Annotated in this window: 21 protein-coding genes and 1 tRNA gene; 14 read left to right on the top strand and 8 right to left on the bottom strand. The window is 70.3% G+C overall.

The annotated features are described in order from the left end of the window. The first annotated feature begins 154 nt into the window (after window positions 1–154). From NAF06_RS03870 to NAF06_RS03860, 3 genes are all read left to right on the top strand, one after another. A complete protein-coding gene (locus NAF06_RS03870) occupies window positions 155–997 on the top strand; it encodes a halocyanin domain-containing protein (protein ID WP_008582308.1) in 843 nt (280 codons plus the stop codon). 213 nt (window positions 998–1,210) lie between these two features. After that, on the top strand, window positions 1,211–1,807 hold the full coding sequence (gene rnhA, locus NAF06_RS03865) for a ribonuclease HI (RefSeq protein WP_008582307.1): 597 nt from the start codon (window positions 1,211–1,213) through the stop codon (window positions 1,805–1,807). After that, the gene (locus NAF06_RS03860) at window positions 1,794–2,591 is read left to right on the top strand and encodes a DUF7108 domain-containing protein (protein WP_008582305.1); all 798 of its coding nucleotides are present in this window, start codon (window positions 1,794–1,796) and stop codon (window positions 2,589–2,591) included. The genes rnhA and NAF06_RS03860 overlap by 14 nt, the downstream gene beginning before the upstream one ends. Before the next feature lie 101 nt (window positions 2,592–2,692). On the opposite strand, the gene NAF06_RS03855 is transcribed toward NAF06_RS03860, so the two are convergent. After that, window positions 2,693–3,043, bottom strand: coding sequence for a PadR family transcriptional regulator (locus tag NAF06_RS03855; RefSeq protein WP_008582303.1), 351 nt, complete (start codon window positions 3,041–3,043; stop codon window positions 2,693–2,695). A 364-nt stretch (window positions 3,044–3,407) separates the two neighbouring features. On the opposite strand from NAF06_RS03855, the gene NAF06_RS03850 reads away from it, so the two are divergent. Both NAF06_RS03850 and NAF06_RS15450 read left to right on the top strand, forming a co-directional pair. Then, window positions 3,408–3,941 (top strand): inorganic diphosphatase, encoded by a 534-nt coding sequence (locus tag NAF06_RS03850; protein WP_008582301.1) that lies wholly within the window; start codon window positions 3,408–3,410, stop codon window positions 3,939–3,941. 97 nt (window positions 3,942–4,038) lie between these two features. Then, window positions 4,039–4,161 carry a hypothetical protein gene (locus NAF06_RS15450; RefSeq protein ID WP_256470649.1) on the top strand — a complete coding sequence of 41 codons (123 nt, stop codon included), beginning with the start codon at window positions 4,039–4,041 and terminating at the stop codon, window positions 4,159–4,161. A gap of 17 nt (window positions 4,162–4,178) precedes the next feature. On the opposite strand, the gene NAF06_RS03845 is transcribed toward NAF06_RS15450, so the two are convergent. Further along, on the bottom strand, window positions 4,179–4,976 hold the full coding sequence (locus NAF06_RS03845; protein ID WP_008582300.1) for a helix-turn-helix transcriptional regulator: 798 nt from the start codon (window positions 4,974–4,976) through the stop codon (window positions 4,179–4,181). Window positions 4,977–5,067: 91 nt separating this feature from the next. Beyond that, on the bottom strand, window positions 5,068–5,316 hold the full coding sequence (locus NAF06_RS03840) for a hypothetical protein (RefSeq protein ID WP_008582298.1): 249 nt from the start codon (window positions 5,314–5,316) through the stop codon (window positions 5,068–5,070). A 222-nt stretch (window positions 5,317–5,538) separates the two neighbouring features. Here NAF06_RS03840 and NAF06_RS15550 point away from each other — a divergent pair, with 222 nt between their 5' ends. After that, the gene (locus NAF06_RS15550) at window positions 5,539–5,670 is read left to right on the top strand and encodes a DUF7503 family protein (RefSeq protein WP_008366192.1); all 132 of its coding nucleotides are present in this window, start codon (window positions 5,539–5,541) and stop codon (window positions 5,668–5,670) included. On the opposite strand, the gene NAF06_RS03835 is transcribed toward NAF06_RS15550, so the two are convergent. Then, entirely contained in the window at window positions 5,667–7,859 is a 2,193-nt protein-coding gene (locus tag NAF06_RS03835) for a caspase family protein (protein ID WP_008582296.1), read from the bottom strand. The two genes, NAF06_RS15550 and NAF06_RS03835, sit on opposite strands and share 4 nt — an antisense overlap. A 156-nt stretch (window positions 7,860–8,015) precedes the next feature. On the opposite strand from NAF06_RS03835, the gene NAF06_RS03830 reads away from it, so the two are divergent. The 4 genes from NAF06_RS03830 (at window position 8,016) to NAF06_RS03815 (ending at window position 11,947) form a co-directional block, all read left to right on the top strand. Next, window positions 8,016–8,651, top strand: coding sequence for an IS6 family transposase (locus NAF06_RS03830; protein ID WP_251106145.1), 636 nt, complete (start codon window positions 8,016–8,018; stop codon window positions 8,649–8,651). A gap of 62 nt (window positions 8,652–8,713) precedes the next feature. Beyond that, window positions 8,714–9,670 carry a succinylglutamate desuccinylase/aspartoacylase family protein gene (locus tag NAF06_RS03825; RefSeq protein WP_049908622.1) on the top strand — a complete coding sequence of 319 codons (957 nt, stop codon included), beginning with the start codon at window positions 8,714–8,716 and terminating at the stop codon, window positions 9,668–9,670. Continuing rightward, window positions 9,670–10,926, top strand: coding sequence for a pyridoxal-phosphate dependent enzyme (locus NAF06_RS03820; protein WP_008582285.1), 1,257 nt, complete (start codon window positions 9,670–9,672; stop codon window positions 10,924–10,926). The genes NAF06_RS03825 and NAF06_RS03820 overlap by 1 nt, the downstream gene beginning before the upstream one ends. A 124-nt stretch (window positions 10,927–11,050) precedes the next feature. After that, window positions 11,051–11,947, top strand: a complete 897-nt coding sequence (locus tag NAF06_RS03815; RefSeq protein WP_008582284.1) for a ketopantoate reductase family protein — start codon at window positions 11,051–11,053, stop codon at window positions 11,945–11,947. Between the two features lie 72 nt (window positions 11,948–12,019). Here the strand turns inward: NAF06_RS03815 and NAF06_RS03810 are convergent, their stop codons facing one another. Further along, window positions 12,020–12,241 (bottom strand): DUF7556 family protein, encoded by a 222-nt coding sequence (locus NAF06_RS03810; RefSeq protein ID WP_008582282.1) that lies wholly within the window; start codon window positions 12,239–12,241, stop codon window positions 12,020–12,022. A gap of 286 nt (window positions 12,242–12,527) precedes the next feature. Between NAF06_RS03810 and NAF06_RS03805 the strand changes: the two genes are divergently transcribed. From NAF06_RS03805 to NAF06_RS03795, 3 genes are read left to right on the top strand one after another with little or no spacing between them, the layout of a single operon-like run. Beyond that, complete coding sequence (locus tag NAF06_RS03805; RefSeq protein ID WP_008582279.1) at window positions 12,528–13,376, top strand: CBS domain-containing protein; 849 nt, start codon at window positions 12,528–12,530, stop codon at window positions 13,374–13,376. Further along, window positions 13,377–15,167, top strand: coding sequence for a glycine--tRNA ligase (gene glyS / locus NAF06_RS03800; protein WP_008582276.1), 1,791 nt, complete (start codon window positions 13,377–13,379; stop codon window positions 15,165–15,167). 4 nt (window positions 15,168–15,171) lie between these two features. Beyond that, the gene (locus tag NAF06_RS03795; RefSeq protein WP_008582274.1) at window positions 15,172–15,795 is read left to right on the top strand and encodes a diacylglycerol/polyprenol kinase family protein; all 624 of its coding nucleotides are present in this window, start codon (window positions 15,172–15,174) and stop codon (window positions 15,793–15,795) included. Window positions 15,796–15,889: 94 nt separating this feature from the next. Here NAF06_RS03795 and NAF06_RS03790 read toward each other — a convergent pair. Then, window positions 15,890–15,974, bottom strand: a tRNA-Ser gene (locus tag NAF06_RS03790). A gap of 143 nt (window positions 15,975–16,117) precedes the next feature. Here NAF06_RS03790 and NAF06_RS03785 point away from each other — a divergent pair. After that, window positions 16,118–17,080 (top strand): AAA family ATPase, encoded by a 963-nt coding sequence (locus NAF06_RS03785; RefSeq protein WP_008582271.1) that lies wholly within the window; start codon window positions 16,118–16,120, stop codon window positions 17,078–17,080. Window positions 17,081–17,099: 19 nt separating this feature from the next. Here the strand turns inward: NAF06_RS03785 and pyrE are convergent, their stop codons facing one another. Both pyrE and NAF06_RS03775 read right to left on the bottom strand, forming a co-directional pair. Next, the gene (pyrE, locus tag NAF06_RS03780; RefSeq protein WP_008582268.1) at window positions 17,100–17,654 is read right to left on the bottom strand and encodes an orotate phosphoribosyltransferase; all 555 of its coding nucleotides are present in this window, start codon (window positions 17,652–17,654) and stop codon (window positions 17,100–17,102) included. Between the two features lie 51 nt (window positions 17,655–17,705). Continuing rightward, on the bottom strand, window positions 17,706–21,128 hold the full coding sequence (locus NAF06_RS03775; protein WP_251106184.1) for a PAS domain-containing protein: 3,423 nt from the start codon (window positions 21,126–21,128) through the stop codon (window positions 17,706–17,708). Window positions 21,129–21,423 lie beyond the last annotated feature (295 nt).

Here is a 21,423-nt window from a genome sequence, read left to right as displayed (position 1 = left end):
CCCCTGTCCCCTGTGCCCCACATATTCGGCTTTTTTTAGTCCGCCGGTGGTGAGCGTCGATCTCGGTCGAGCTACCCCGGATTCCCTCACGATTCTAAACATCTTGGAACCGACTCCCACGTTTGTATGTTCACGAGCGAACTTCGAAGTGGATATGCCCTCCACCAACCGCCGAGCGTTCCTCGGAGCGAGCACCGTCGTCGGCCTCGGTTCGCTGGTCGCTCTCGGGAACCGACACGCGGCGAACGCCGAGACGGAACGCACGACGAGCGAGCACGGAAACGACTCGTTGGAGAACTGGCTTGCGACGGCCAACGACCCGCGAACACCACAGATCCGCGACTTCCGGTTCGACGATCCGCCGACGGTGTATCTCGACGTATCGAACTCGAAATCGTTCTCGCCGCCCGCGATCAAGGTCGCGCCCGGTACGACGGTGACGTGGGAGTGGACCGGAAGCGACGACGAATACAACGTCGTGGCCACGGACGGGACGTTCGACAGCGGCGGACCCGACGGGGAGACAGAGACGACGTTCGAGTACACCTTCGAGTCGGAGGGGGTGTATCGGTACGTCAGCGAACCGCAGGCGGACGCGGGAATGAAGGGCGTCGTCGTGGTTGAATCCGCGCCGTCGAGCGGGTATCCCGCCGTCGACGAGTGGTTGGTCGATACGAACGGGTACGACGGGAGCGTCACGGATCGGACGGACGAGAGGCTCGTCGAGATCACGACCGGGGCGGAAGGCAACGGCGGGAACCTCGCGTTCGACCCGCACGCGGTGAAGGTCTCGACCGAAACGACGGTCCGCTGGTCGTGGACCGGCAGCGGCGGCGCACACGACGTCGCCTTCGAGGACGCCGACATCGGCGGCGAGACGATCGACGCGGAGCCCGGCGTCCACTTCGAGCACACGTTCAACGAGCCCGGCGTCTTCCGGTACGCCTGCCGACCTCACCGGGCGATCGGTCACCGCGGCGCGATTATCGTGGAGTAAGCCGAAACGGCTCCCGTCGCGGATCGAGGTGTGCCGGCAGCACGGGCAACGGACCACCTGGGACCCCGGGAGGACTTCCCTCCGTGGTCACCGCGCCGAGGGTGTCGAGGCCAGCGGGTGGTACCGCGGTCGGCGGCTTCCGTCTCGCTGGGATAGATACCCTCCGCCGGCGGACGGACAGCCCTTTGTCCGCCGGGCGCGGAACCCGGACGAATGCCGACGATCGACTGCGATCCGACCGCCGCGCGCGAGCGACTCGCGGACGCGGGCGTCAGCGTCGACGAGGGGAACACCCCCCACGAGCGGTGGCGCGCCGAGCGCGAGGGGGCCGTCGCGGTCGCCTACGACGACAAGGTCGTCGTTCAGGGGAGCGATCCGACGCGGCTCACCGCCCTGCTGTCCGACGGCGGCGGCCGCGCGCACGTCTACTTCGACGGGGCCTCGCGGGGGAACCCGGGGCCCGCCTCGGTCGGTTGGTGTCTGGTCACGTCCGACGGGGTCGTCGCGGAGGGCGGCGAGCGCATCGGGCGCGCGACGAACAACCAGGCCGAGTACGCCGCGCTGGTCCGCGCGCTGGAGGCGGCCGACGAGTACGGCTTCGACGCGGTCGACGTCCGCGGCGACTCCGAACTCATCGTCAAGCAGGTCCGCGGCGAGTGGAACGCCAACGACCCCGAACTCCGCGAGCGACGGGTCCGCGCCCGGGAGCTGTTGGAGCGGTTCGACCGGTGGTCGATCGCCCACGTACCGCGGGAGATAAACGAACGCGCCGACGATCTGGCGAACGAGGCACTCGATGACGCGAACTGACGACGAACCGCCGGAGTGGGCGAAGGAACGGGCGCGGGAGATGGTGGCAGCGGACGACGACGGGGAGCCGGACGAGCCCGACGCCGAGGGCGCGACCGCCCCCGACCCGGACGACGAGCGCGTCCCGGACGTGCCGGTCGAGGCGGTCGACGAGGCGGAGCGGCTCACCCGGCTCGCCCGCGAGGCCGAGTCCGCGGAACCCACGCCGGAGATCGAGCAGGCGGCAGAACAGTACCGAGAGCGGCGGGACGCCCTCGCGGCCGAGTACGGCTACACGGCGCGCGTCCGCGACGAGGACGACGCGCTCGTGTTGTACCCCGACGAGTGGATGGACGACGGGACGGTCCAGCTCGACCGCGTCGAGGACACCGACCGCGCGGTCGAGGTGTCGCTGTCCGGCCCCGGCGACGCCGACCGCTACCGCGAGGTGGCGGCGTACAACGAGGCGGTCGCCGAGGAAGTCGCCGAACGGGAGGCCGAGGTCCACGCCCGGACCGCGGAGACGTTCGCGGCGTTCATGAGCAACCACTACGTCCGCCCGGTCGACGACACGACCCCGGAGACCCGCGCCGAGTTCCGCGAGGAGTACCTCGTCCGGAACGGCTGGCCGACCGACGAACAGCTCGCCGTCGTCGACGAGTCGCTGTCGGTCATCGAATCGATCGCGGCCGACGTCGACGGTCCCGCCGTCGACGCCGATCCCGCCTCCGACGCCCCCGCGGCCGCGGATTCCGACGACGACGCTTCCGCCGGCGACGGTCCCGCGACCGACGACTCGGCGTAGCGGCCGCTCGGTGGGTGGGAAAACGCGGCTTTCGCCGCGCCGTGTGCCAAAAGGTCGGTCGCCGATCGATGCGTCCGGCCGCGCGGGCGCGCCCCGTCCGTCTACTCGAGGAGCGCGCTGACCTCGTCGGCCCGCTCCTCGTCGGTGACGAAGCGGTCGAGGACCCACTCGATCTGGCCGAGAACGACGTCATGGCCGGCGTCGGTGAGCTCGTACTGGTTCGTCCGCTTGTCGAGTTCGCTCTTCTCGACGAGCCCGAGCTCGACGAGGTCGTCGAGGTTCGGGTACAGGCGGCCGTGGTTCACTTCGGAGTCGTAGTACGCCTCAAGCTCCCGCTTGATGGCGAGCCCGTACATCGGTTCCTCGGCCAGGATGGTGAGGATGTTCTGCTGGAACGCCGTGAGGTCGCTCGCCGCCGTCGATTCATCAGTGACTGCTTGTGCCTCTGACATGCTTACTAGAAGGGAACCCGAACTTATAGTCTTTCTCAACATTCACGACCGTTGCGATGCCTCAACCCGGACGCTCGTCCGAATTCCGCGTTTTCACGGTTGCGGGGCGGGCGAGCGCGCGATCCGCGCCGCGAACGCGTTTCGACCGATCGGTTCCGTCACGCCTCGATACGCCGACGATCCGTCGGTACGATTCCCGATCCGACTCGCGATCGAAACCGATCGATCGGTCGTTCGAGGGCGTTCGGTCGTTCGTTCGGGGCCGTTCGATCGGCCGAGATCGCCTCGCGGGGCGCGACGCGGACCGCGCCGAACCGACGGATCCCGAAAGGACTTTGGCCGGCATCGACGCATCAACGGACACATGGTCAACCTCTGGGAAGATCTCGAGACGGGACCGAACGCGCCGGACGAGATCTACGCCGTGGTGGAGTGTCTCAAGGGCGAGCGGAACAAGTACGAGTACGACAAGGACGTTCCCGGCGTCGTCCTCGACCGCGTCCTCCACTCGAACGTCCACTACCCGTACGACTACGGCTTCATCCCGCAGTCGTACTACGACGACGAGGACCCGTTCGACGTGATGGTGCTCGTCGAGGACCAGACGTTCCCCGGCTGCGTGATCGAGGCCCGCCCCGTCGCGCTGATGAAGATGGACGACGACGGCGAGCAGGACGACAAGGTGATCGCGGTGCCGACGGAGGACCCCCGGTTCGACCACATCGAGGACCTCGACGACATCCCCCAGCAGACCCTCGACGAGATTGACGAGTTCTTCGCGACCTACAAGAACCTCGAAGCGGGCAAGGAGGTCGAAACGCTTGGGTGGGAGGACAAACAGGCCGCGAAAGACGCGATCGAACACGCGCAGGACCTGTACGACGAGCAGGTCGCCTGACTCCTGTATAACCGAAACGCATCACCGGGCAGCGCCCGGATGCGTTATGCCTATGGGTAATTTTTAGGGTGTCGGCCGTCTACCGGCTGATACACCCATGAGCGCAACCACGCCCTCCGTCGCCATCGACCATCCGACGGTCGTCCCCGCGAACTTCGACCCGGACGATGACGCGACCGGCGAGGCGACGGACGACGGGACCGCGAGCGACGACGCGTAGCGGTCGACTCGCCCTTCTCAGGCGCGCTCGACCACCGAGGAGAGACGCGTCGCGTCGTCTCTGAGCGACTCGAACGCGTCGTCGACCCACTCGACGACGGTCCTGTCCGTCGATTCGAGCACGCTCCGCGGGTTGTTCCGGTCGTCGTACGCGGTCACGCAGGCGACCTCGTCGCACCGGAAGAGCCCGTACTCGATCGGGTCCGCGCTCACGTACACCTCCGCGTCGTCGTCGTCCAGCGCGCGGTCGGTCGCCGGCCCGAACTCCGCGACGGAGGCGTCGACCACGTCGCGGTCGATGATCAGTTCGACGCTCGCGCCGTCGTCCAGCGCCGCGGCGGCGGCGTCGTTGAACTGCTGGATGACGACCGGCGAGACCGCCCGGATGTCGGCGTCGTGGCTCTCGCGGAGCAGTTCCGTGAGCCGGTCGACCGCCGCCAGCGGGTTCTGATCGGACGCGACGGTGAGGTCGCTGTCCGGGATTCCGGCCGGGGGGAACTCCACCCCGACGCGCTCGACCGTCGCGGCGAACCGCCCGTAGCGCTCCCCGCGCTCGACCTCCGTCAGCAGCGCCTCGTAGGCGTCGTGGACGCGCGCTCCGGTCAGCGTCACCCGGTAGGCGGCGTCGCGTTTCACCACCCAGTCGCGCTCGCGGAACCCCGCGAGGATCCGCTGGACGGTCGTCCGGGTCGCGTCGACCGCGTCGGTCAGCGCTGCCGGGCGTCGGGGCTCCTCGCGTAACGTCCGGAGTATCGCGACCCGAACGGGCGAACCGGCGAGGTACTGTGCGCCGTCGTGTCCCTCCTCGGCCGTCATCGTGTGATCCGTGTGTACGGGTACCGACCTGTTAACCGTACCGCGTCGCGCCTCGCGGTCGACTCCCCAGTTCAGCGGCCCGAAACCCGCGTCAGCCTCGGTACCGGAACGATACGACGGTGCCGACGGTGTCCTCGCCGGCGATGCGCTCCGTGGTCACCGTCACGGTCGCGAGCGCGTCCGCGCCGAGCGCCTCCTCGATCACGGCCCGGAGCGCGTCCGGGTCAGCGCCCTCCTCGATCACCGGCACGCGGACCTGCCGCCGGTTGACGGCGACGCTCCCGAGGTCGTACTCCGTGTGTTCGAACGCCTCCCGGATCGCGGCTTCGATGTCGGTCATGGCGACTCGCACTCCGCGCTCGGTCGTGAAAAAACGAGATCCTTGACCGAACCGGCCGGACGCTCGCGAGGCGTCGCCGCCTTTCGATACCCGCCGAACCCGCTTATGTCGGGTCGCTCCGCGGCTACTGTTATTTAATACAGAAAATTTCGATTTCAAATATCTCTTTCGTTCAACCGCAGAACAAGCTCGGATATTTATTTATACTGATACTTCTGTTGTATGCACGAAAGTGTCGCGGACTACGTGGCAGAGCACCCGAAGATGGCCGGCGTCCTGTTCACCGCACTGCTGCTGTTGACGCAGGCAGCGCCTGCGGCGGCGAACGCTGCTGTCGTAAACCCTGGACCCTAATTCACCGAATAGTCGTCACTCCACCGAAGTTCTCCATCGGCAAACACTGGAAAGAGTTCCAAATCACAGAAGTCTTTCAGCTCACTGTTAGATACGTGACAAGTGAGGATTTTTGAAGGGACGTAGTGGTTCGTGTTGCTTGATTCTAGGTTGATCCTAGACAGTGACCCGATCCCGTGAGACCCATTTGGGTATATTTTGGTCTCTATCTCGGAATTTTCATCTGGATCCCCGTTTAAATCCACCACAATTGCTCCGCCACTCCGACTCTGACAAATCGTCGTCCCCCCGTCGCCCACGACGATGTACTGATTGCCCGTGATCAGTTCCCGCTTCGCGACGTGAAGCGCCGTGCGGAGGTTGAACCCGCTGTTCATCAGGCGGGCGATGATCCGGCCGAGCTTCGTCGCGGGCGAGTTCGCCACGTCGGAGAGGGTGACGATGCCGCCGCGGGAGCCGCGGTGGACCAAGGCCTCGCCCTGCTGGTACGACTGACAGGCGTTGAGCAGGAAGGCGCTGACGCCGATTTCGAGGTCCTCGTCGGTCAGGTCGAGGTAGCTGTCCGCGCACTGCATGCCGCGGTCGTCGACGTGACCGATGTAGTGGAGGAAGTCCACGTCGGACGCGAGCGCGTCGCGCATCTCGACGCGGTCGAGGTCGTGGCGGACCTCGATGTCGAACTGGACCATGTCGCGGAGCCCGTAGAGGTCCGCGACGTCGCCCTCTTCCCGCATCTGCTCGTCGTTACAGACGACGAGGACGGATATCCGCGACTGCTCGACCTGCCCGGCTTCGAGCCGACGGTGGTACGCGTCGAGCGTCGCCTTGTTCGCGTCGAGGGGGACGCCGTCCCCGACCCACGCGTGCTCGACGGTGTCGACCGGCTCCGGGCGCACGAAGTCGGCCTCGGCCGCCACCGCGCCGCGGTCCGCCGACGCGTCCGCGCCCCGGACCGGGTCGGCGTCCGGGGCCGCCTCGGCGCTCGCGCCGCCGCGGACGAAATCCCGCTCGTCGAACGCGTCGACCGCGCTCGTCGCGGGGACGGGGCGGTTCGGCCCCGTCGGAACGTTCGTCGTCGCCGGCGCGCCGTCGTCCGACGCCCGCAGGAATCCGACCCCGACGCCGCCCTCCTCGTCGGCCGGCGTCACCGTCTCCGGCGAGCGGACGATCGACAGCTCCCCGGCGACGAACGGGAGCATCTCCACGTTCTTGGGGTCGGGGCGGACGTCCGTCGTCAGCGTCCACTGCGGCAGCTCGGGTTCGACGGTCTCGAACGGCACGTCGAGGTACTCGCCGAGCCGCTCCGCGAGCGGGAGGTCGTACAGCCGCCCCCAGTCGAGGTCGAGGTCGGTCGTCTCGCGCTCGTGGAGGTCGACCGGGTAAAACCCCTCCGTGCGAACCAGACAGTCCATGTGGAACGACTGCCTGAGCACCTCCGCGGTCCGCGCCTCGAAGCCCGGTTCGAGTGGGTACGTCCACCCGTTGCCCTCGATCCGCGGCTCGTCGCCGGGGACGACCTCGGCCGCGAAGTAGTACGCCAGCGAGACCACGGGGTAGAGGTAGCGGTACTCGGGCGGCACGACGATCCGGACCCCGCTGTCGACCGGTTCGACGCGCTCGGGAACGCTGAACTCCTCGCCGGGTTCGACGAGCGGCGGGTGGCCTCGCAGCGTGGGGAACGACCGCTCGGGGCTGGTCGTCTGGAGCGCGGACCCGAGCAGCGAGACGGCGTCCATCAGCGACTCGGGATCGGTCGGTGTGGTAATCGTCCCCGCGGGGGTCTGGTGGAGCGACCGGAACCCGAGCGCGACCGTTCCGGGCGTGTCGAGGTCGATCCGCGTCGTCCGGTCGGTCGTCGAGACGGAGAACCCGGACTCGAAGGCGAAGTACAGCTTCGTCGGGGCCGGGTTGATACCGACGTGGTACCGCCCGTCCGGCATCGCGTAACAGTCGCCGTGGGTGAGGAGCGTCCCGTCGCCGGCCCGCGTCTCGACGACCGCGACGCGCGGGATCTCGATCGACCCGGTCTCGACCGCGACGCTCGCGTCCACCGGGAAGTAGTGGTCGGACTCCGGGCGGGGACGCGGGTCGACGGGGCGGTCGGTGTACACCTCGAACTGCGTGTTCTCGATGTGGTCCGTGACGGTGATGCCGTCGGTCTCACGCAGCGGGTCGATGTCGATGCTCATGTGGACTCGCCGCGGCGGTCGTCGGGGCGCGGGGACCGACGCCGCGGCGGTGCGTGCCACTCCGTAGTGCGATAGCGGCGATAAAGCTTGTGTCGGTCGGATCGACGGTGTTCAGATAAGGTTTGAAAGTGAGGCGGTGCGTTTTCAAAGTGTTCTATGCCAGAAAACGACCGCCTCAGCGGCTGTTTAGACGAGATCAACTTAGAGTTTGTGGAGCGAGAAGCAACACCGAAGCTGTTGATGAAGCTCAGTATTCAGCTCCATTTGTCTGGACTATCGCTTTCGAATACTGTTTCGTTTCTTGAGGTATTCGGTGTTGATCGAGTTCGATCGACCGTTCATAACTGGGTTCACAAAGCCGACCTACAGCCGGAATCGGATCGGAACCCGAATCACGTCGCGGTTGATGAGACCGTGATTCAACTCGATACTGAGCAATATTGGCTGTACGCTGCTGTCGATCCCGAATCAAATGATCTGCTACACACACGGCTTGAACCGACGAGAAATAACGCGATCGCAGATCGGTTTTTCGCGGAACTCCGCGAAAAACACGACGTAGATGACGCGATCTTTCTCGTTGATGGTGCGGCTCCACTTCAGCGAGCCTGTCGTAAACACGGCCTCGATTTCAGATACGAACGACATGGAAATCGGAACAGCGTCGAACGTGTCTTTCGTGAGGTAAAACGCAGAACTACCAGTTTCTCAAACTGTTTCAGCAACGCCGAAGCAGAAACAGCAAACGAGTGGCTCAGATCCTTTGCCTTCGCATGGAATCAGCTTATCTGAACACTACCGTCGGATCGCCGCGGACCGAACGGATAAAGTCCCGCCCGCCCCACCTTCGCGTAATGATAACGCTGGGAACGGCCCGCGCCTCTCCGGGCGAGACGGATACGGGCCGTCTCGAGGTGGGAGAGATGCGGGACGGGAGTCCCGTCCGGCTGCCGGTCGCCGCGATCAACGGCGCGACCGACGGGCCGACGCTGTACGTCCAGGCGGTGAGCGACGGCGACGAGCTGAACGGGTTGGGGGTCGTCAACCGCGTCGTGCCGCGGATCGACCCGACGGAGCTGTCCGGGTCGGTCCTCGTCGTCGGTGTCGTGAACCACTTCGCGTTCCAGGCCGCGGAACACCGAAACCCGGTCGACGACCGGAAGATGAACCGGGGCTACCCGGGCGACGCGGACGGGACGACGAGCGAGCGGATCGCCCACGAGACGTTCCAGATCGCCTCCCGCGCCGACTACATCCTGGACCTACATCAGGGGTCGACGAGCCGGATGATAAACGAGAGCCGCGTGCGCTGCGGCGTCCGCCACCGGCTCCACGGCGACTGCCTGGAGCTCGCCAAGGTCTTCGGCTGCGGCCACGTCCTCGACATCAAGGGCCCCGACGGCCAGCTCGCGCGGGCCGGCCCGGAACACGGGATCCCCACCATCGACCCGGAACTGGGCGGCTGCGTCGGCTGGGACGAGGAGTCCATTCGGTACGGCGTCGAGGGCGTGTTCAACGTCCTCCGCCACTACGGGTTCCTCGACGGGGACGCGCCGCTCGAACCCCAGACGCGCGCCCGCGGCTTCGACCAGTACGGCTCGCCCGCCGGCGGGCTGGTCCGCTTCGAACGCGAACTGGGCGAGCGCGTCAGCGCCGGCGACGTGCTGTTCGAGGTGACCGACACCTTCGGGAGCTTGGAGGGCCGCGTGACGGCCGACACGGACGGTATCTTCTGGCGCACGCGCCGGCTCCCGCAGGTGGCGCAGGGCGAGTACGTCTGCTCGGTCGGGACCAACGTCGACGAGTACTGATGGGAACGTCCGGCCCGTCCGACCGAGGAACGCCTACCCCCCGTCGACTGCGCTGTCCCGACTGCGGCGAGACGTACCGCGACCGGTGGCGCTGCCGGTGCGGTGCGCCCCTCGCCTTCGCCGACGCGCCCGGTCCGGAGGGGACCCCGCCCGATCCGGCGTCGTTCGACGCGCGCGACGGTCTCTGGGCGTTCGGCGACCTGCTCGCCGTCGGCGACGACCCCGCCGACCGGGTGACGCTCGGCGAGGGGATGACCCCGCTCGTCGACGCCGACGGGGGACGCGAGTCCAGCGGCGGCGCAGCGAGCGAATCCGACGACGACGGGGCTTCCGACTTCGACCCGTGGAACGCGTCGTTCAAGCTGGAGTACGTCTTTCCGACCGGCTCGTTCAAGGACCGCGGCGCGACGGCGACGCTGACCCGGGCGCGCGAGCTCGGCGTCGAGCGCGTCGTCGAGGACTCCTCCGGGAACGCGGGCGCTGCGATCGCGACCTACGCCGCCCGCGCCGGGATCGGGGCCGAGATCTACGTCCCGGCCGGCGTGAAGGAGTCGAAGCTCCGGGCGATCCGCCGCGCCGGGGCCGAAGCGGTCCGGATCGAGGGAAGTCGACAGGACGTGACGGACGCGTGCGTCGCGGCGCTCGGCGAGGCCGAGTCGGACGCGGACGGCGGCGGTTCGGGAACCGCCGCTGACGACGGCTCCGCCGCGTGGTACGCCAGCCACGCCTGGAACCCGGCGTTCTTCGAGGGGACCGCCACCGCGGCGTACGAGATCGCGCTCCAGCGCGACTGGGACGCCCCGGACGCCGTCGTGACGCCGCTCGGTCACGGGACGCTCTTCCTCGGCGTCCACCGTGGGTTCCGACGGCTCGAACGCGCCGGGTGGATCGACGCCGTCCCGCGGCTCTACGGCGCGCAGGCGGCCGGCGTCGCGCCGGTCGTCGAGTCGCTCCACGGGCCGGAGGCGGCGCACCCGGACGGCGCGGTCAACGATGCGGCCGACGGGATCCAGATCGCCGAGCCGGTGCGCGGGGCGGAGATCCGGGCGGCGATCGACGCGACCGGCGGCGACGCGCTCGCGGTCACGGAGGCGGCCGCGACGCGCGAACTCGACCGCCTCCACGCCGCCGGCTTCTACACCGAGCCGACCTGCGCCGTCGCGCCCGCCGCGCTGCGGACCCTCCGCGAGCGCGGCGCGATCGGTCCCGACGAGGACGTCGTCGTGCCGCTGACCGGGAGCGGACTGAAGGGCTGAGCCGGGCGGTCCCCCGCGTCCGGGACCGAACGGCCCGCGACCGGTCGGTCCGCAGCCGGCGGCCTCCGGCCGGCAGACCGCGCCACCGGTATCCCTTTTCACCGGGCGCGCGTACGTACCGCGTATGGAGGTGCTCGTCTACGGTGCCGGCGCGCTCGGGAGCCTCGTGGGCGGGCTGTTGGCGCGCGAACACGGCGTGACGCTCGTCGGACGCGACCCGCACATGCGGCGGATCCGGGAGGACGGGCTCCGGATCGACGGCGCGGTCGACGTCCGCGTCGCGCCGCGCGCGCTCACCGACGGGACGCACCGGGCCGCCGACCTCGCCGTCGTCACGACGAAGGCGTACGACACCGACGCGGCCGCCCGGGCGCTCGCGACCGGCGACTACGGGGCGGTCTGCTCGCTCCAGAACGGCCTCACCGAGGAGCGGCTGGTCGCCGCGCTCGACGCGACGGTCCTCGCCGGCACCGCGAGCTACGGTGCCCGGTTCGCGGAGCCGGGCCGCGTCACCTGTACCGGCGTCGGCGAGGTCGTCGTCGGCGCGCTCTCGGGCGGGCACAGCTCGCAGGCGGCGCGGGTCGGCGCGGCCTTCGACGCGGCCGGCGTCGAGACGGTCGTCGCCGAGGACATGCCCGTCCGCCGCTTCGAGAAGCTCGCGGTCAACGCCGGGATCAACGGCCCCTCGGCGCTCGCGCGGACCGAGAACGCCCCGACGCTCGACGGTCCCGCGGGGGGCGTCGCCCGCGAGGCCGCCCGCGAGACGGCCCGCGTCGCCCGCGCGATCGGGGTCGACCTCTCCGACGAACGGGCGGTCGACGCCGTCGAGCGCGTCGCCGCCGACACCGCCGCCAACCGGTCGTCGATGCGCGAGGACGTCGCGAACGAGCGCCGCACCGAGGTCGACGCCATCTACGGCGCGGTCACCGAGCGGGCGGACCGGCACGGCGTGTCGGTCCCGACCTGCCGGACGGTCGGGTCGCTGATCCGGGGCTGGGAGGCGGGGTGCGGGCTCCGGTAGGGGATCTCTGGAAACGGGGACAAAAAGGAACGGAACGAACGGACGCGGCGGCGCGCTATCGTCGAGCCGCGCTCAACACCACTCCTTGAGGACGGTCGCGTTGGTCTCGTCGACCGACACCCACGCGTCCTCCCGCGAGACGTCCGCGATGACGAGTTCCGGTCGCGACGACGAGGAGTCGACGGACGCCATCACGTCCGGCGCGTCGGGCGCGTCGAGCGCCGGGTCCGTCGGCAGCGCCGTCCGACGGCGGTCGGGGTCCGGGTCGTCCCAAGGAGTGGAACTCCGTGACATGGTTGTGAATTGTTCACAGTATATATAAGAGTTACGAACCCTGACCGGATCCGCCGTCGAATCGGAGATTCCGACGACCGCCCGCCGACGTATCTGACGGAAATACGCCGCGACGACGACGATCCGTCGAAACGTGTCGGGTTTCTCACCGGCCTGAAAATCCCCGTCCGCCGCCGGCCCGAGAGCGTCGGGGGAGCGATCCGACGCCGCCATCCGCCCCCTGATCGCGTGAGACGGCTCCGCCCACCTTCGCAGTATACAAGAGGTGTCACGCTGAACAACGGGCATGAACGTCGCAGACGCCATGACGCCGCGCTCGGAGCTCGTCGTCGTCGAGATCCCCGGGAGCCGGAACGACGTGTTGGAGTACATTCAGGACCACGGGTTCTCCTCGGTCCCGGTCGTGAAGGACGTCGACGGCGACGAGGTGTACCGCGGGCTCGTCACGCGAGACGACCTGATCGACCAGCCGGACGAGGACCAGCTCGCGCTGCTGATGCGCGAGGTCCCGACCGCGGCGGCCGACGACGACATCGTCGACGCCGCCCGGACGATGGTCGCCGAGGAGTCGCGCCGCCTGCCGGTGGTCGACGGCGACGAGCTCGTCGGCATCCTCACCGTCACCGACGTGGTGCGGGCCATCGCCCGCGGCGAGGTCGACGGCGAGACCCGCGTCGGCGACCTGGCGACGCCCGAGATCAACGCGACGCACACCGAGACGCCGCTGCCGGTCGCCGAGCGGGAGATCGCGCTCTCCGGCGTCCCGTACGCGGTCGTCCTCGACGACGACGCCGCGATCGCCGGGATGCTCACCGAGGTCGACGTCCTGGAGGTCGCCCGCGTCGTCGAGGGCGAGGCGAGCACGGGCGACTCGATCGCCGAGGAGGACTCCGAGTGGTCGTGGGAGGGGATCAAGGCGACCGGCGCGCGCTACCTCCCGACCCGGAACGTCGAGATCCCCGCGGAGGCGGTCCGCCACTTCATGACCGCCGACCTCGTCACCGTCAACGCCACGCGGACGGCCAAGGAGGTCGCACAGGAGCTCATCAGCAACGACATCGAGCAGGTCCCGCTCGTCTCCGGCACGGACCTCGACGGCATCGTCCGGGACGTCGACCTGCTGGAGGGGCTGTAGATGGCCGCGGACGCGCTCGCCGAACTCGCGAAGCGCCGCGGGTTCTTCTTCGGGTCGAACGGCGCGTACGGCGGCACCGCCGGCTTCTACACCTTCGGCCCGCAGGGGGCGGCCCTCAAGCGGAACGTCGAGGACGCGTGGCGCGACCGGTTCACGATCCGCGAGGGGAACCGCGAGATCGAGGCCCCGACGGTGATGCCGGAGCCGGTCTTCGAGGCCTCCGGCCACCTGGAGGGGTTCGACGACATGCTCGTCGAGTGCCCCGAGTGCGGCGAGTCCCACCGCGCCGACCACCTCGTCGAGGCGGTCACCGACATCGAGGACGCCGAGGCGCTGCCCGGCGAGGAGGTCGCCGAACTCATCGCCGAGGAGGAGATCGCCTGCCCCGCCTGCGGCACCCCGCTCGCCGGCGAGCCGGTGGAGGCGTTCAACCTCATGTTCGCGACCGATATCGGCCCCGGCGACGCCCAGCCCGGCTACCTCCGCCCGGAGACGGCGCAGGGGATCTTCGTCGAGTTCCCGCGGCTGAAGGAGTACGCCCGCGGGAACCTCCCCTTCGGGATCACCCAGATCGGCCCCGCCTACCGCAACGAGATATCGCCCCGCGGCGGCCTGCTCCGCCTCCGCGAGTTCACGCAGGCGGAGCTGGAACAGTTCATCGACCCCGAGGAGGACGAGCCGCCGCTCGACCGCGTCGCGGACGTCGAAGTGCGGCTCTACCCCGCGGCCGAACAGGAGGCCGACGACGGCGACTACCTCGACACGACTGTCGGCGAGGCGGTTGACGAGGGCGTCATCGGTTCTCCGTGGGTCGGCTACTACCTCGGCGTCGCGCAGGAGTGGTACGAGCGCGTCGGCGTCGACACCGATCGCTTCCGGTTCCGCCAGCACCTCGCCGGCGAGCGCGCCCACTACGCGGCCGACTGCTGGGACGCCGAGAGCGAGGTCGACGGCGACTGGATCGAGATCGCCGGCTTCGCGTACCGCGGCGACTACGACCTCTCGAAACACGACGAGCACGGCGACGACTCCTTCACCGTGTTCAAGCGCTACGACGAGCCGAAGACGGTCGAGCGCGCGACGGTCGACCCCGACATGTCCGTCCTCGGGCCCGAGTTCGGCGGCGACGCCGCCGCGGTCGCGGGGGCGCTCGAAGCGCTCGCCGAGCGCGACCCCGACGCCTTCGACGCCGAGACGGTGTCGGTCGAAGTGAACGGGGGCACGCACGAAGTCGACGCCGACGTGGCGAACTTCTCGGTCGAGGCGGTCACGGAGAGCGGCGAGCACATCACCCCCCACGTCGTCGAGCCCTCGTTCGGCGTCGGTCGGACCGTCCAGACGGTCCTCGCGCACGCCTACGAGACCGACGAGGTCGACGGCGAAGAGCGAACGTACCTCTCCTTGGAGCCCGAGGTCGCGCCGCAGGACGCCTCCGTCTTCCCGCTGGTGACGAACGACGACCGGCTCACCGACCTCGCCGACGAGGTCGCGGCCGACCTGCGGGCCGCGGGGCTGGCGGTCGCGTACGACGACTCCGGCTCGATCGGCCGCCGCTACCGCAGACAGGACGAGGTCGGCACGCCCTTCTGCGTCACCGTCGACCGCGACGGCATCGAGGGCGACGGTCCGGACACGGTGACGCTCCGCGAGCGCGACTCCGCGGCGCAGGTCCGGGTCCCGGTCGCGGACCTCGCCGACGAACTGACCGCGCTGCGGGCGGGCGAGCCGTTCGCCTCGGTCGCCGACCGCTACGACGCGGTCGACACCGACGTCGAGACCGCGGGGAACTGAGGGCGTGCCCCTCCCGGCCGCGGCGTGGCGCGAGCGCGTGGAGTTCGAGCGGCGGCTGGTCCACGCGAGTGGCACGCTGTACCCGGTCCCGTTCCTGCTCGGCTGGATCTCGTGGGAGACGACGGGGCGGCTGCTGGTGGGCAGCGTCGCGGTCGCGGCCCTCCTCGAAGCGCTGCGGCTCACCGACTCGGTCGGCCCGCTCGCGCCCCTGTACGACGCGCTCGTCCGCGAGTACGAGGCGGACGGGGTCGCGGGCTACGCGCTGTATCAGGTGGGGATGGCCGTCACCGCGCTCCTCTTCGCGCCGGTGTTCGCCGTGCCCGCGATGTGGATGCTCTCGATCGGCGACCCCATAAGCGGCGGCCTCGGCGAGAACGCGGCGACGGAGCCGAAGCGGCTCCCCGTGGTCGCTGCGATGGTGTTCGTCTGCTTCGGGATCGCCGTCCCGTACGCGATCCCCGAGTTCGGCCCCGACCCGGGCGTTATCGTCGCCCTGGCGGGCGCGGTCCCGGCCGCCGTCGCCGACGGCCTCCCGCCGCTCATCCGCGGCGTGGCCGTCGACGACAACCTCACGATCCCCCCGGCGGCCGCGTCCGGGATGTTCCTCGCGGCCGCGCTGATCGCGTAGCGCGCCCCTCAGGGGGGTTTTCAGTCAGATAGGACGACGCCGCGGCTCGTCGGACGGGACGACGCCGCGGCTCGTCGAACGAAACTGAGAGAAGCGCCGAGGCGGAGATTTGAACTCCGGTGTCCGAATGGACAGTAGATTTCGAATCTACCGCCTTGGCCAGGCTAGGCTACCTCGGCTCGACTCGTCGTTGGCCGGTTCCGGTGTTATGCGTTTCGATCGCGCCCGCGCCGCGCCCCGCTCTCCCGGCCGACCGTCTCTCGGTCTCGGCTTCGTTTCGGTCTCCGGCAACGCTTTTCGGCTCGGCTCCCGTGCGGTCGGTATGGACGTCCCCGAAGCGGCCGACGCCTGCGACCGCGTCGTCAGCGAGGTCGGCGGCGCGGTCGTCGCCGACCGCGAGTTCTTGGAGCGCGTCACGCTCGGCATCCTCGCCCGCGGCCACGTCCTCCTCGAAGACGTGCCCGGGACCGGCAAGACCCTCTCGGCGCGGTCGTTCGCGACCGCGCTCGGCCTGGAGTTCTCGCGGGTCCAGTTCACGCCCGACCTCCTCCCGGCCGACGTGACCGGGACCAACGTGTTCGACGAGGGCGACGGCTCCTTCGCGTTCTCGCCCGGCCCGATCTTCGCGAACGTCGTCCTCGCCGACGAGATCAACCGCGCGCCGCCGAAGACGCAGGCCGCCCTGCTGGAGGCGATGGAGGAGGGGCAGGTGACCGTCGACGGCGAGACCCACGACCTCCCCTCGCCGTTCTACGTGATCGCGACCCAGAACCCGGTCGAGAGCGAGGGCGCGTTCCCCCTCCCGGAGGCGCAGCTCGACCGGTTCACGATCAAGACCTCCATCGGCTACCCGGACGAGGCGGGCGAACTGGAACTGCTGCGACGGCGCGCGGGCCGCGTCGAGCAGTCCCCGAGCGTCGACCGCGTGCTCGATCCCGACGCCGTGACCGCGCTGCGGGAGGTCCCCGAGTCCGTCCGGGTCGACGACGACCTCCTGCGGTACGCGGCGTCGCTCGCGCGGGCGACCCGCGAGGACCGCCGCGTCGAGGCCGGCGTCTCCCCGCGCGGCACGCAGCGGCTCTTCGAGACGGCGCGGGCGGCCGCGGTGATCGCCGGCCGGGAGTTCGTCACCCCGGACGACGTGAAGCGCGTCGCGGAGCCGACGCTCGCCCACCGGCTCGTGTTGACGCCGGACGCCGCGGTCAACGACGTGGACGAGCGCGACGTGATCGCCGACGTGCTCGACCGGATCACGGTGCCGACGGTCGACGCGCCCGAGGCGTGAGCGGCCGAGAAAACCGCCTTTACTCCCCCTCCTCGTCCCGCTCCGCCAGCAGCTCCGACGCCGTGAGCAGCGACTCCAGTTCGACGTCGTGGTCGGCGAGCAGCTCCGCCGCGCCTTCCTCGCGGTCGACGACGACCAGCACGCGGTCCACCGTCGCGCCCGCCTCGCGGAGCGCCTCGACGGCGTCGACCGCGGACTGCCCGGTCGTGGCGATATCCTCGATGACGATCACTTCCTCGCCCTCGTCGAGCCGCCCCTCAATGCGGTTCCCGGTCCCGTACTCCTTCGCCTGCTTGCGGGCGATGACGTACGGGCGGCCCAGCTCAGCGGCTGTGACGGCCACGAGCGGCACCGCTCCCAGCGCGACGCCCGCGAGCTTCGCGTCCGTCTCCGCGAGCCGGTCGGCGAACGCCTCGGCGACGAGCGTCAGCGCGTCCGGGTCGGTCTCGAACAGGTACTTGTCGACGTAGTAGTCGCTCGTCCCGCCGTGCGACAGCTCGAACTCGCCGAAGCGGACGGCGTCGGCCGCGGTGAGCGCCGCGATCAGCTCCGACCGCCGGTCGTCGTCGGTCATACGCCGAGAAGGGCCGCCCCCGACAATAAACGGGTCGGAACGCGCGGGCGGTTACTCCTCCGCCTCCCCGTCGGCGAGCCCCGACCCGTCCCGCTCGGCCGCCGGGAGGACGAGCGTCACGGTCGTCCCCTCGCCGTCGAGTCCGGTGTCGAACCGGATGTCGCCGCCGTACGCCTCCACGACCCACGCGGCGATCCACAGCCCGACGCCGGTGTTGTGCCGGAGCTGGGTCACCTCGCGGTCCTCGGCGATCACCTCCCGGACCGCGCTCGGGATGCCCGGCCCGTCGTCGGCGACGCTCACCCGCACGACCTCGGCGTCGGGGTCGCGCTCGGCGGTCACCGCGACGCGGGGCGCGTCGCCGCCGTGTTCGAGCGCGTTCTCGACGAGGTGGTCGATCGCGATCGCGAGCCGGTCGTCGCCGCTGACCGCGATTCCGCTCGGAACGTCCGCGGTGACGCGCGCGTCCGGGCGCTCGGCCGCGCGGCGGGCGACGATCTCCTCGACGACCGCGCCGATGTCGACCGGTTCCGGGTCGGTCGCGTACCCCTCCTCGACGACGCGTCGGAGGGTGGCGGCCCCCTCGGCGACGCCGCTGAGCCGCTTGCCGGTGGTCTCGATCCGCCGGGCGTAGTCGCGGATTCGGTCGTCGTCCGTCCGGTCGGCGATCTCGCCCGCGAAGCCGAACACGACGTTCAGCTCGTTTCGCAGGTTGTGCCTGAGGATCCGGTTGACGATCCGGACGTACCGCTCGCGGCGCTTCCGGTCGGTGATGTCGGTGTAGATGCCGAACGCGCGACGCGCGCCCTCGGTCTCGTAGCTGAACCCGCGGAAGAGGAACTCCCGCGGTCCGTCGACGGTCTGTCGCCGGACCTCCTCGGTCGCGAACCCGCGCTCGCGGACCAGCGCGTCGAGGTCGGTCGCCCCGCCGCCGCGCGCCTCGCGGTCGCCAAGCCGGCTGTCGTGGATGTCCAACGCCCCGATCGGCTGGCCCCGGAGCGTCGCCTCGTCCGCGCCGAACCGCGACTCGAACGCGGGGTTCACCCCGTCGATCACCGTCTCCTCTTCCTCGAGGACGACCTCCATCACCGGGTCCGGGATCTGGTCGAACAGCCGCCTGAAGCGGTCGCGCTCGGCCGACAGCTCGGTCCGCGTCCGACGGAGATCGGTCGTGTCCGACAGCGACCCGACGAGCCCGCTCCCGTGGTCGGACAGCGCCGACAGCCGCAACTGGCCGTGCCGCGGCCGGCCGCTCCCCTCGCGGTCGACGGTCAACTCGACCGTCCGGGTCGGCTCCGGCCCCCCGCCGGTCCCCGTCGCGGCGTCGGTGAGCGCCGCGACCGCGTCGGCCACCCGCGGCGCGTCCTCCTCGTTCACGAGCGCGTCGAGCCGGCGACCGACGACGCCGTCGAGGTCGGCCGCGCCGACCCACGCGACGAACGGCGCGGTGGCGTACGTGACCGCGCCGTCCCGGTCGAGGACGCAGACCATGTCGTCGACGTTCTTCAGCGCGTCCTCGTAGGTGCGGAGCCGCCGTCGCCGCTCGTTGGCGTCCATCGCGGCCACCGCGTTCGTCGCCAGCAGTTCGAGCACGGAGACGTCGTCCTCGCCGAAGCTCTCCGGCTCCGTGGAGCCGACGACCAACACGCCGTGGCCGCCGAGCGGGACGGCGATCGCCGAGCGCATCCCGTAGTAGTCGCGCTCCTCGTCCGCGGCCAGTTCCTCGCCCGCGGCGAGGTCGTCGACGATCCGGGTCTCCCCGAACTCGAAGGCCCGTCCGGTGATCCCCTCGCCGGGCCGCCGCGGCCCGCGGCCGGCCGAGAACCGGTCGCCGACCCCGTCGCTCGTGGCGGCGAGGCGGAGTCGGCCCGTGTCGGCGTCGAAGAGCCGCACGCCGCTTATCCGGTACCCGAGCACCTCGTCGGCCGCCTCGATCAGCCGCTCCGCGACGGCCTCGCGGTCGCCGGTCCGCTGTAGCTCCTCGACGGTCCCGAGCAGGCGTTCGAGCGTGTGCTCGCGGCGCTTCCGGTCCGTGACGTCCGCGAAGAACACGGAGAGCCCGTCGGCCGAGGGGTACGCCGTCACCTCGGTCCACAGGTCGAGCGGCTCGTAGTAGTCCTCGAACGACACCGGCTCCTGCGTCTCCATCGCCCGGCGGTAGTGGCGCTCGTACGCCTCCCCCAGCGCGGCCGGGAACTCGTCCCAGACATCGGCCCCGAGCAGCTCTTCTCGGGTGCGGTTGAGCAGCGTCGCCGCCCGCTCGTTGACGTAGGTGAACCGCCACTCGTCGTCGAGCGCGAAGAACCCGTCGTCGATCCGGTCGAGCGTCTCCTCGAACCGCTCGATCGCGGCCTCGCGCTGTTCCCCCGCCAGCCGGCGCTCGATCGCCCGCCCGAGCCACGCGGCGAGCAGTTCGACGAACAGCTCCTCCGCGGCGTCGAACGGTCGGTCCCGCGACTCGGGGTCGAGGAAACAGATCGTCCCGAAGACCTCCTCGTCGACGACGACTCGCCCCCCGACGTAGCTGCCGACGCCGAACCGCTCGTAGGAGGGGTGGTCTCCCAGCCCCTCGGCCTCGGGGTCGGTGAGCGAGAACACGCGGTCGCCCCCGTCTTCGCCGTCGGGGTCGCCCGGGAGCGCGCCCCGCACGGTCTCTCGACAGTATGTCAGTTCGAGCGGGACCATGCCGTCGGCATCGAGCTCGTCCGCCGCAAGCGAGTCGACGAGGCTGGTCGGGTCCCGGTACCGGCGGAGCCCGATCCGGTCGCCGTCGATCTGCGAGGCGTAGCCGATAGACAGGTCGAGGTGGTCCCGACCGAGGTCGAGCAGCGCGTCGACCGTCGCGTCGAACCCCGTGGACCGGTCGGAGATGATCCGCACGAACGGTTCGAGGAACTCGCGGTCCGGCTCCGACTCCCCGGGCCCGTCGCGGCCCGGCTCCGACTCCCCGGGCCCGTCGCGGTCCGGCCTCTGCTCCTCTGGTTCGGCTCGCTCGCTCCGGTCCCCGTCGGAGTCGCCTCTCCGCTCTGCGCGCTCCACCCGGTCCGCGAGCGTCTCGCCGTCGGCCGCGAGCCGCCGCCCGGAGACGTACTCGACCCCGAGGCGGCTCGCGTCGATGGCGGCGTCGGGGTCGTCGCGGACGGTGTACGCGAGGATCCGCGCGTCCGGGCAGCGCTCCCGGACCGCCTCGATCCCGACCGGCGCGGCCGCGAGACCGGCGACGCGGCCGCCGGCGTCGGTCCGGTCGCTCCGCCCGGTCCGCCCGTTTCGATCGGTCCGGTCGCTCTCGCCGCCCTCGGCGCGGCCGTCGGACTCGGCGGGCTCCGCCAGTCGAACGACGACGGCGCTCGCGGCCTCGCCGCGACCGAACTCGGGACTCTCGGGGTCCTCGACCGTTCGCGTCCCCTCCGGGAGCGTCCCCCACGCGGCGTCGACCGGCTCGCCGACGTGGACGACCGTTCCCTCAGCCGTCATCCCCGTCGTCCGCGGGTCGCTTCGCGCGGGCGGCCGACCGCCCCCCGGCGGGTCCCCTCAGCCGGAGCGTCGGCCGCGTCTCCCCGTCCGATCCCATCACCTCGCTGAGTACGAGCGGCGTCGTAATAATCGTTCGCTCGCGTTCTCACGGGAGATATCCGCGTCCGGGGCCGTCGCTGGCGCGCCCGCACGACTCCGGCCGCCCGCTCCCCGACGCCGGCCGCCCACCCGTCCCGCCGCCCGTTCCGTCCGGGCCGCTCGTCCCGACACGATTTAGGCGGCCCGCTCACAACGG

Source organism: Halorubrum hochsteinianum, assembly GCF_023702125.1.
GTDB classification, from domain to species: Archaea; Halobacteriota; Halobacteria; order Halobacteriales; family Haloferacaceae; genus Halorubrum; species Halorubrum hochsteinianum.
The sequence above is the reverse complement of the archived record's forward strand: the minus strand, read 5'-3'. Positions and strand labels throughout refer to the sequence as shown.

What these genes read in the sequence shown, in the direction of transcription:
- rnhA (WP_008582307.1), top strand. Translation starts at nt 1,211, where the DNA reads ATGCCGACGATCGACTGCGATCCGACCGCCGCGCGCGAGCGACTCGCG.
- NAF06_RS03850 (WP_008582301.1), top strand. Translation starts at nt 3,408, where the DNA reads ATGGTCAACCTCTGGGAAGATCTCGAGACGGGACCGAACGCGCCGGAC.
- NAF06_RS03840 (WP_008582298.1), bottom strand. Translation starts at nt 5,316, where the DNA reads ATGACCGACATCGAAGCCGCGATCCGGGAGGCGTTCGAACACACGGAG.
- NAF06_RS03855 (WP_008582303.1), bottom strand. Translation starts at nt 3,043, where the DNA reads ATGTCAGAGGCACAAGCAGTCACTGATGAATCGACGGCGGCGAGCGAC.
- NAF06_RS03785 (WP_008582271.1), top strand. Translation starts at nt 16,118, where the DNA reads ATGGACGTCCCCGAAGCGGCCGACGCCTGCGACCGCGTCGTCAGCGAG.
- NAF06_RS03815 (WP_008582284.1), top strand. Translation starts at nt 11,051, where the DNA reads ATGGAGGTGCTCGTCTACGGTGCCGGCGCGCTCGGGAGCCTCGTGGGC.
- NAF06_RS03860 (WP_008582305.1), top strand. Translation starts at nt 1,794, where the DNA reads ATGACGCGAACTGACGACGAACCGCCGGAGTGGGCGAAGGAACGGGCG.
- NAF06_RS03825 (WP_049908622.1), top strand. Translation starts at nt 8,714, where the DNA reads ATGATAACGCTGGGAACGGCCCGCGCCTCTCCGGGCGAGACGGATACG.
- NAF06_RS03775 (WP_251106184.1), bottom strand. Translation starts at nt 21,128, where the DNA reads ATGACGGCTGAGGGAACGGTCGTCCACGTCGGCGAGCCGGTCGACGCC.
- NAF06_RS15450 (WP_256470649.1), top strand. Translation starts at nt 4,039, where the DNA reads ATGAGCGCAACCACGCCCTCCGTCGCCATCGACCATCCGACGGTCGTC.
- NAF06_RS03820 (WP_008582285.1), top strand. Translation starts at nt 9,670, where the DNA reads ATGGGAACGTCCGGCCCGTCCGACCGAGGAACGCCTACCCCCCGTCGA.
- NAF06_RS03870 (WP_008582308.1), top strand. Translation starts at nt 155, where the DNA reads ATGCCCTCCACCAACCGCCGAGCGTTCCTCGGAGCGAGCACCGTCGTC.
- NAF06_RS15550 (WP_008366192.1), top strand. Translation starts at nt 5,539, where the DNA reads ATGCACGAAAGTGTCGCGGACTACGTGGCAGAGCACCCGAAGATGGCC.
- glyS (WP_008582276.1), top strand. Translation starts at nt 13,377, where the DNA reads ATGGCCGCGGACGCGCTCGCCGAACTCGCGAAGCGCCGCGGGTTCTTC.
- NAF06_RS03810 (WP_008582282.1), bottom strand. Translation starts at nt 12,241, where the DNA reads ATGTCACGGAGTTCCACTCCTTGGGACGACCCGGACCCCGACCGCCGT.
- NAF06_RS03835 (WP_008582296.1), bottom strand. Translation starts at nt 7,859, where the DNA reads ATGAGCATCGACATCGACCCGCTGCGTGAGACCGACGGCATCACCGTC.
- NAF06_RS03845 (WP_008582300.1), bottom strand. Translation starts at nt 4,976, where the DNA reads ATGACGGCCGAGGAGGGACACGACGGCGCACAGTACCTCGCCGGTTCG.
- NAF06_RS03830 (WP_251106145.1), top strand. Translation starts at nt 8,016, where the DNA reads ATGCCAGAAAACGACCGCCTCAGCGGCTGTTTAGACGAGATCAACTTA.
- NAF06_RS03805 (WP_008582279.1), top strand. Translation starts at nt 12,528, where the DNA reads ATGAACGTCGCAGACGCCATGACGCCGCGCTCGGAGCTCGTCGTCGTC.
- pyrE (WP_008582268.1), bottom strand. Translation starts at nt 17,654, where the DNA reads ATGACCGACGACGACCGGCGGTCGGAGCTGATCGCGGCGCTCACCGCG.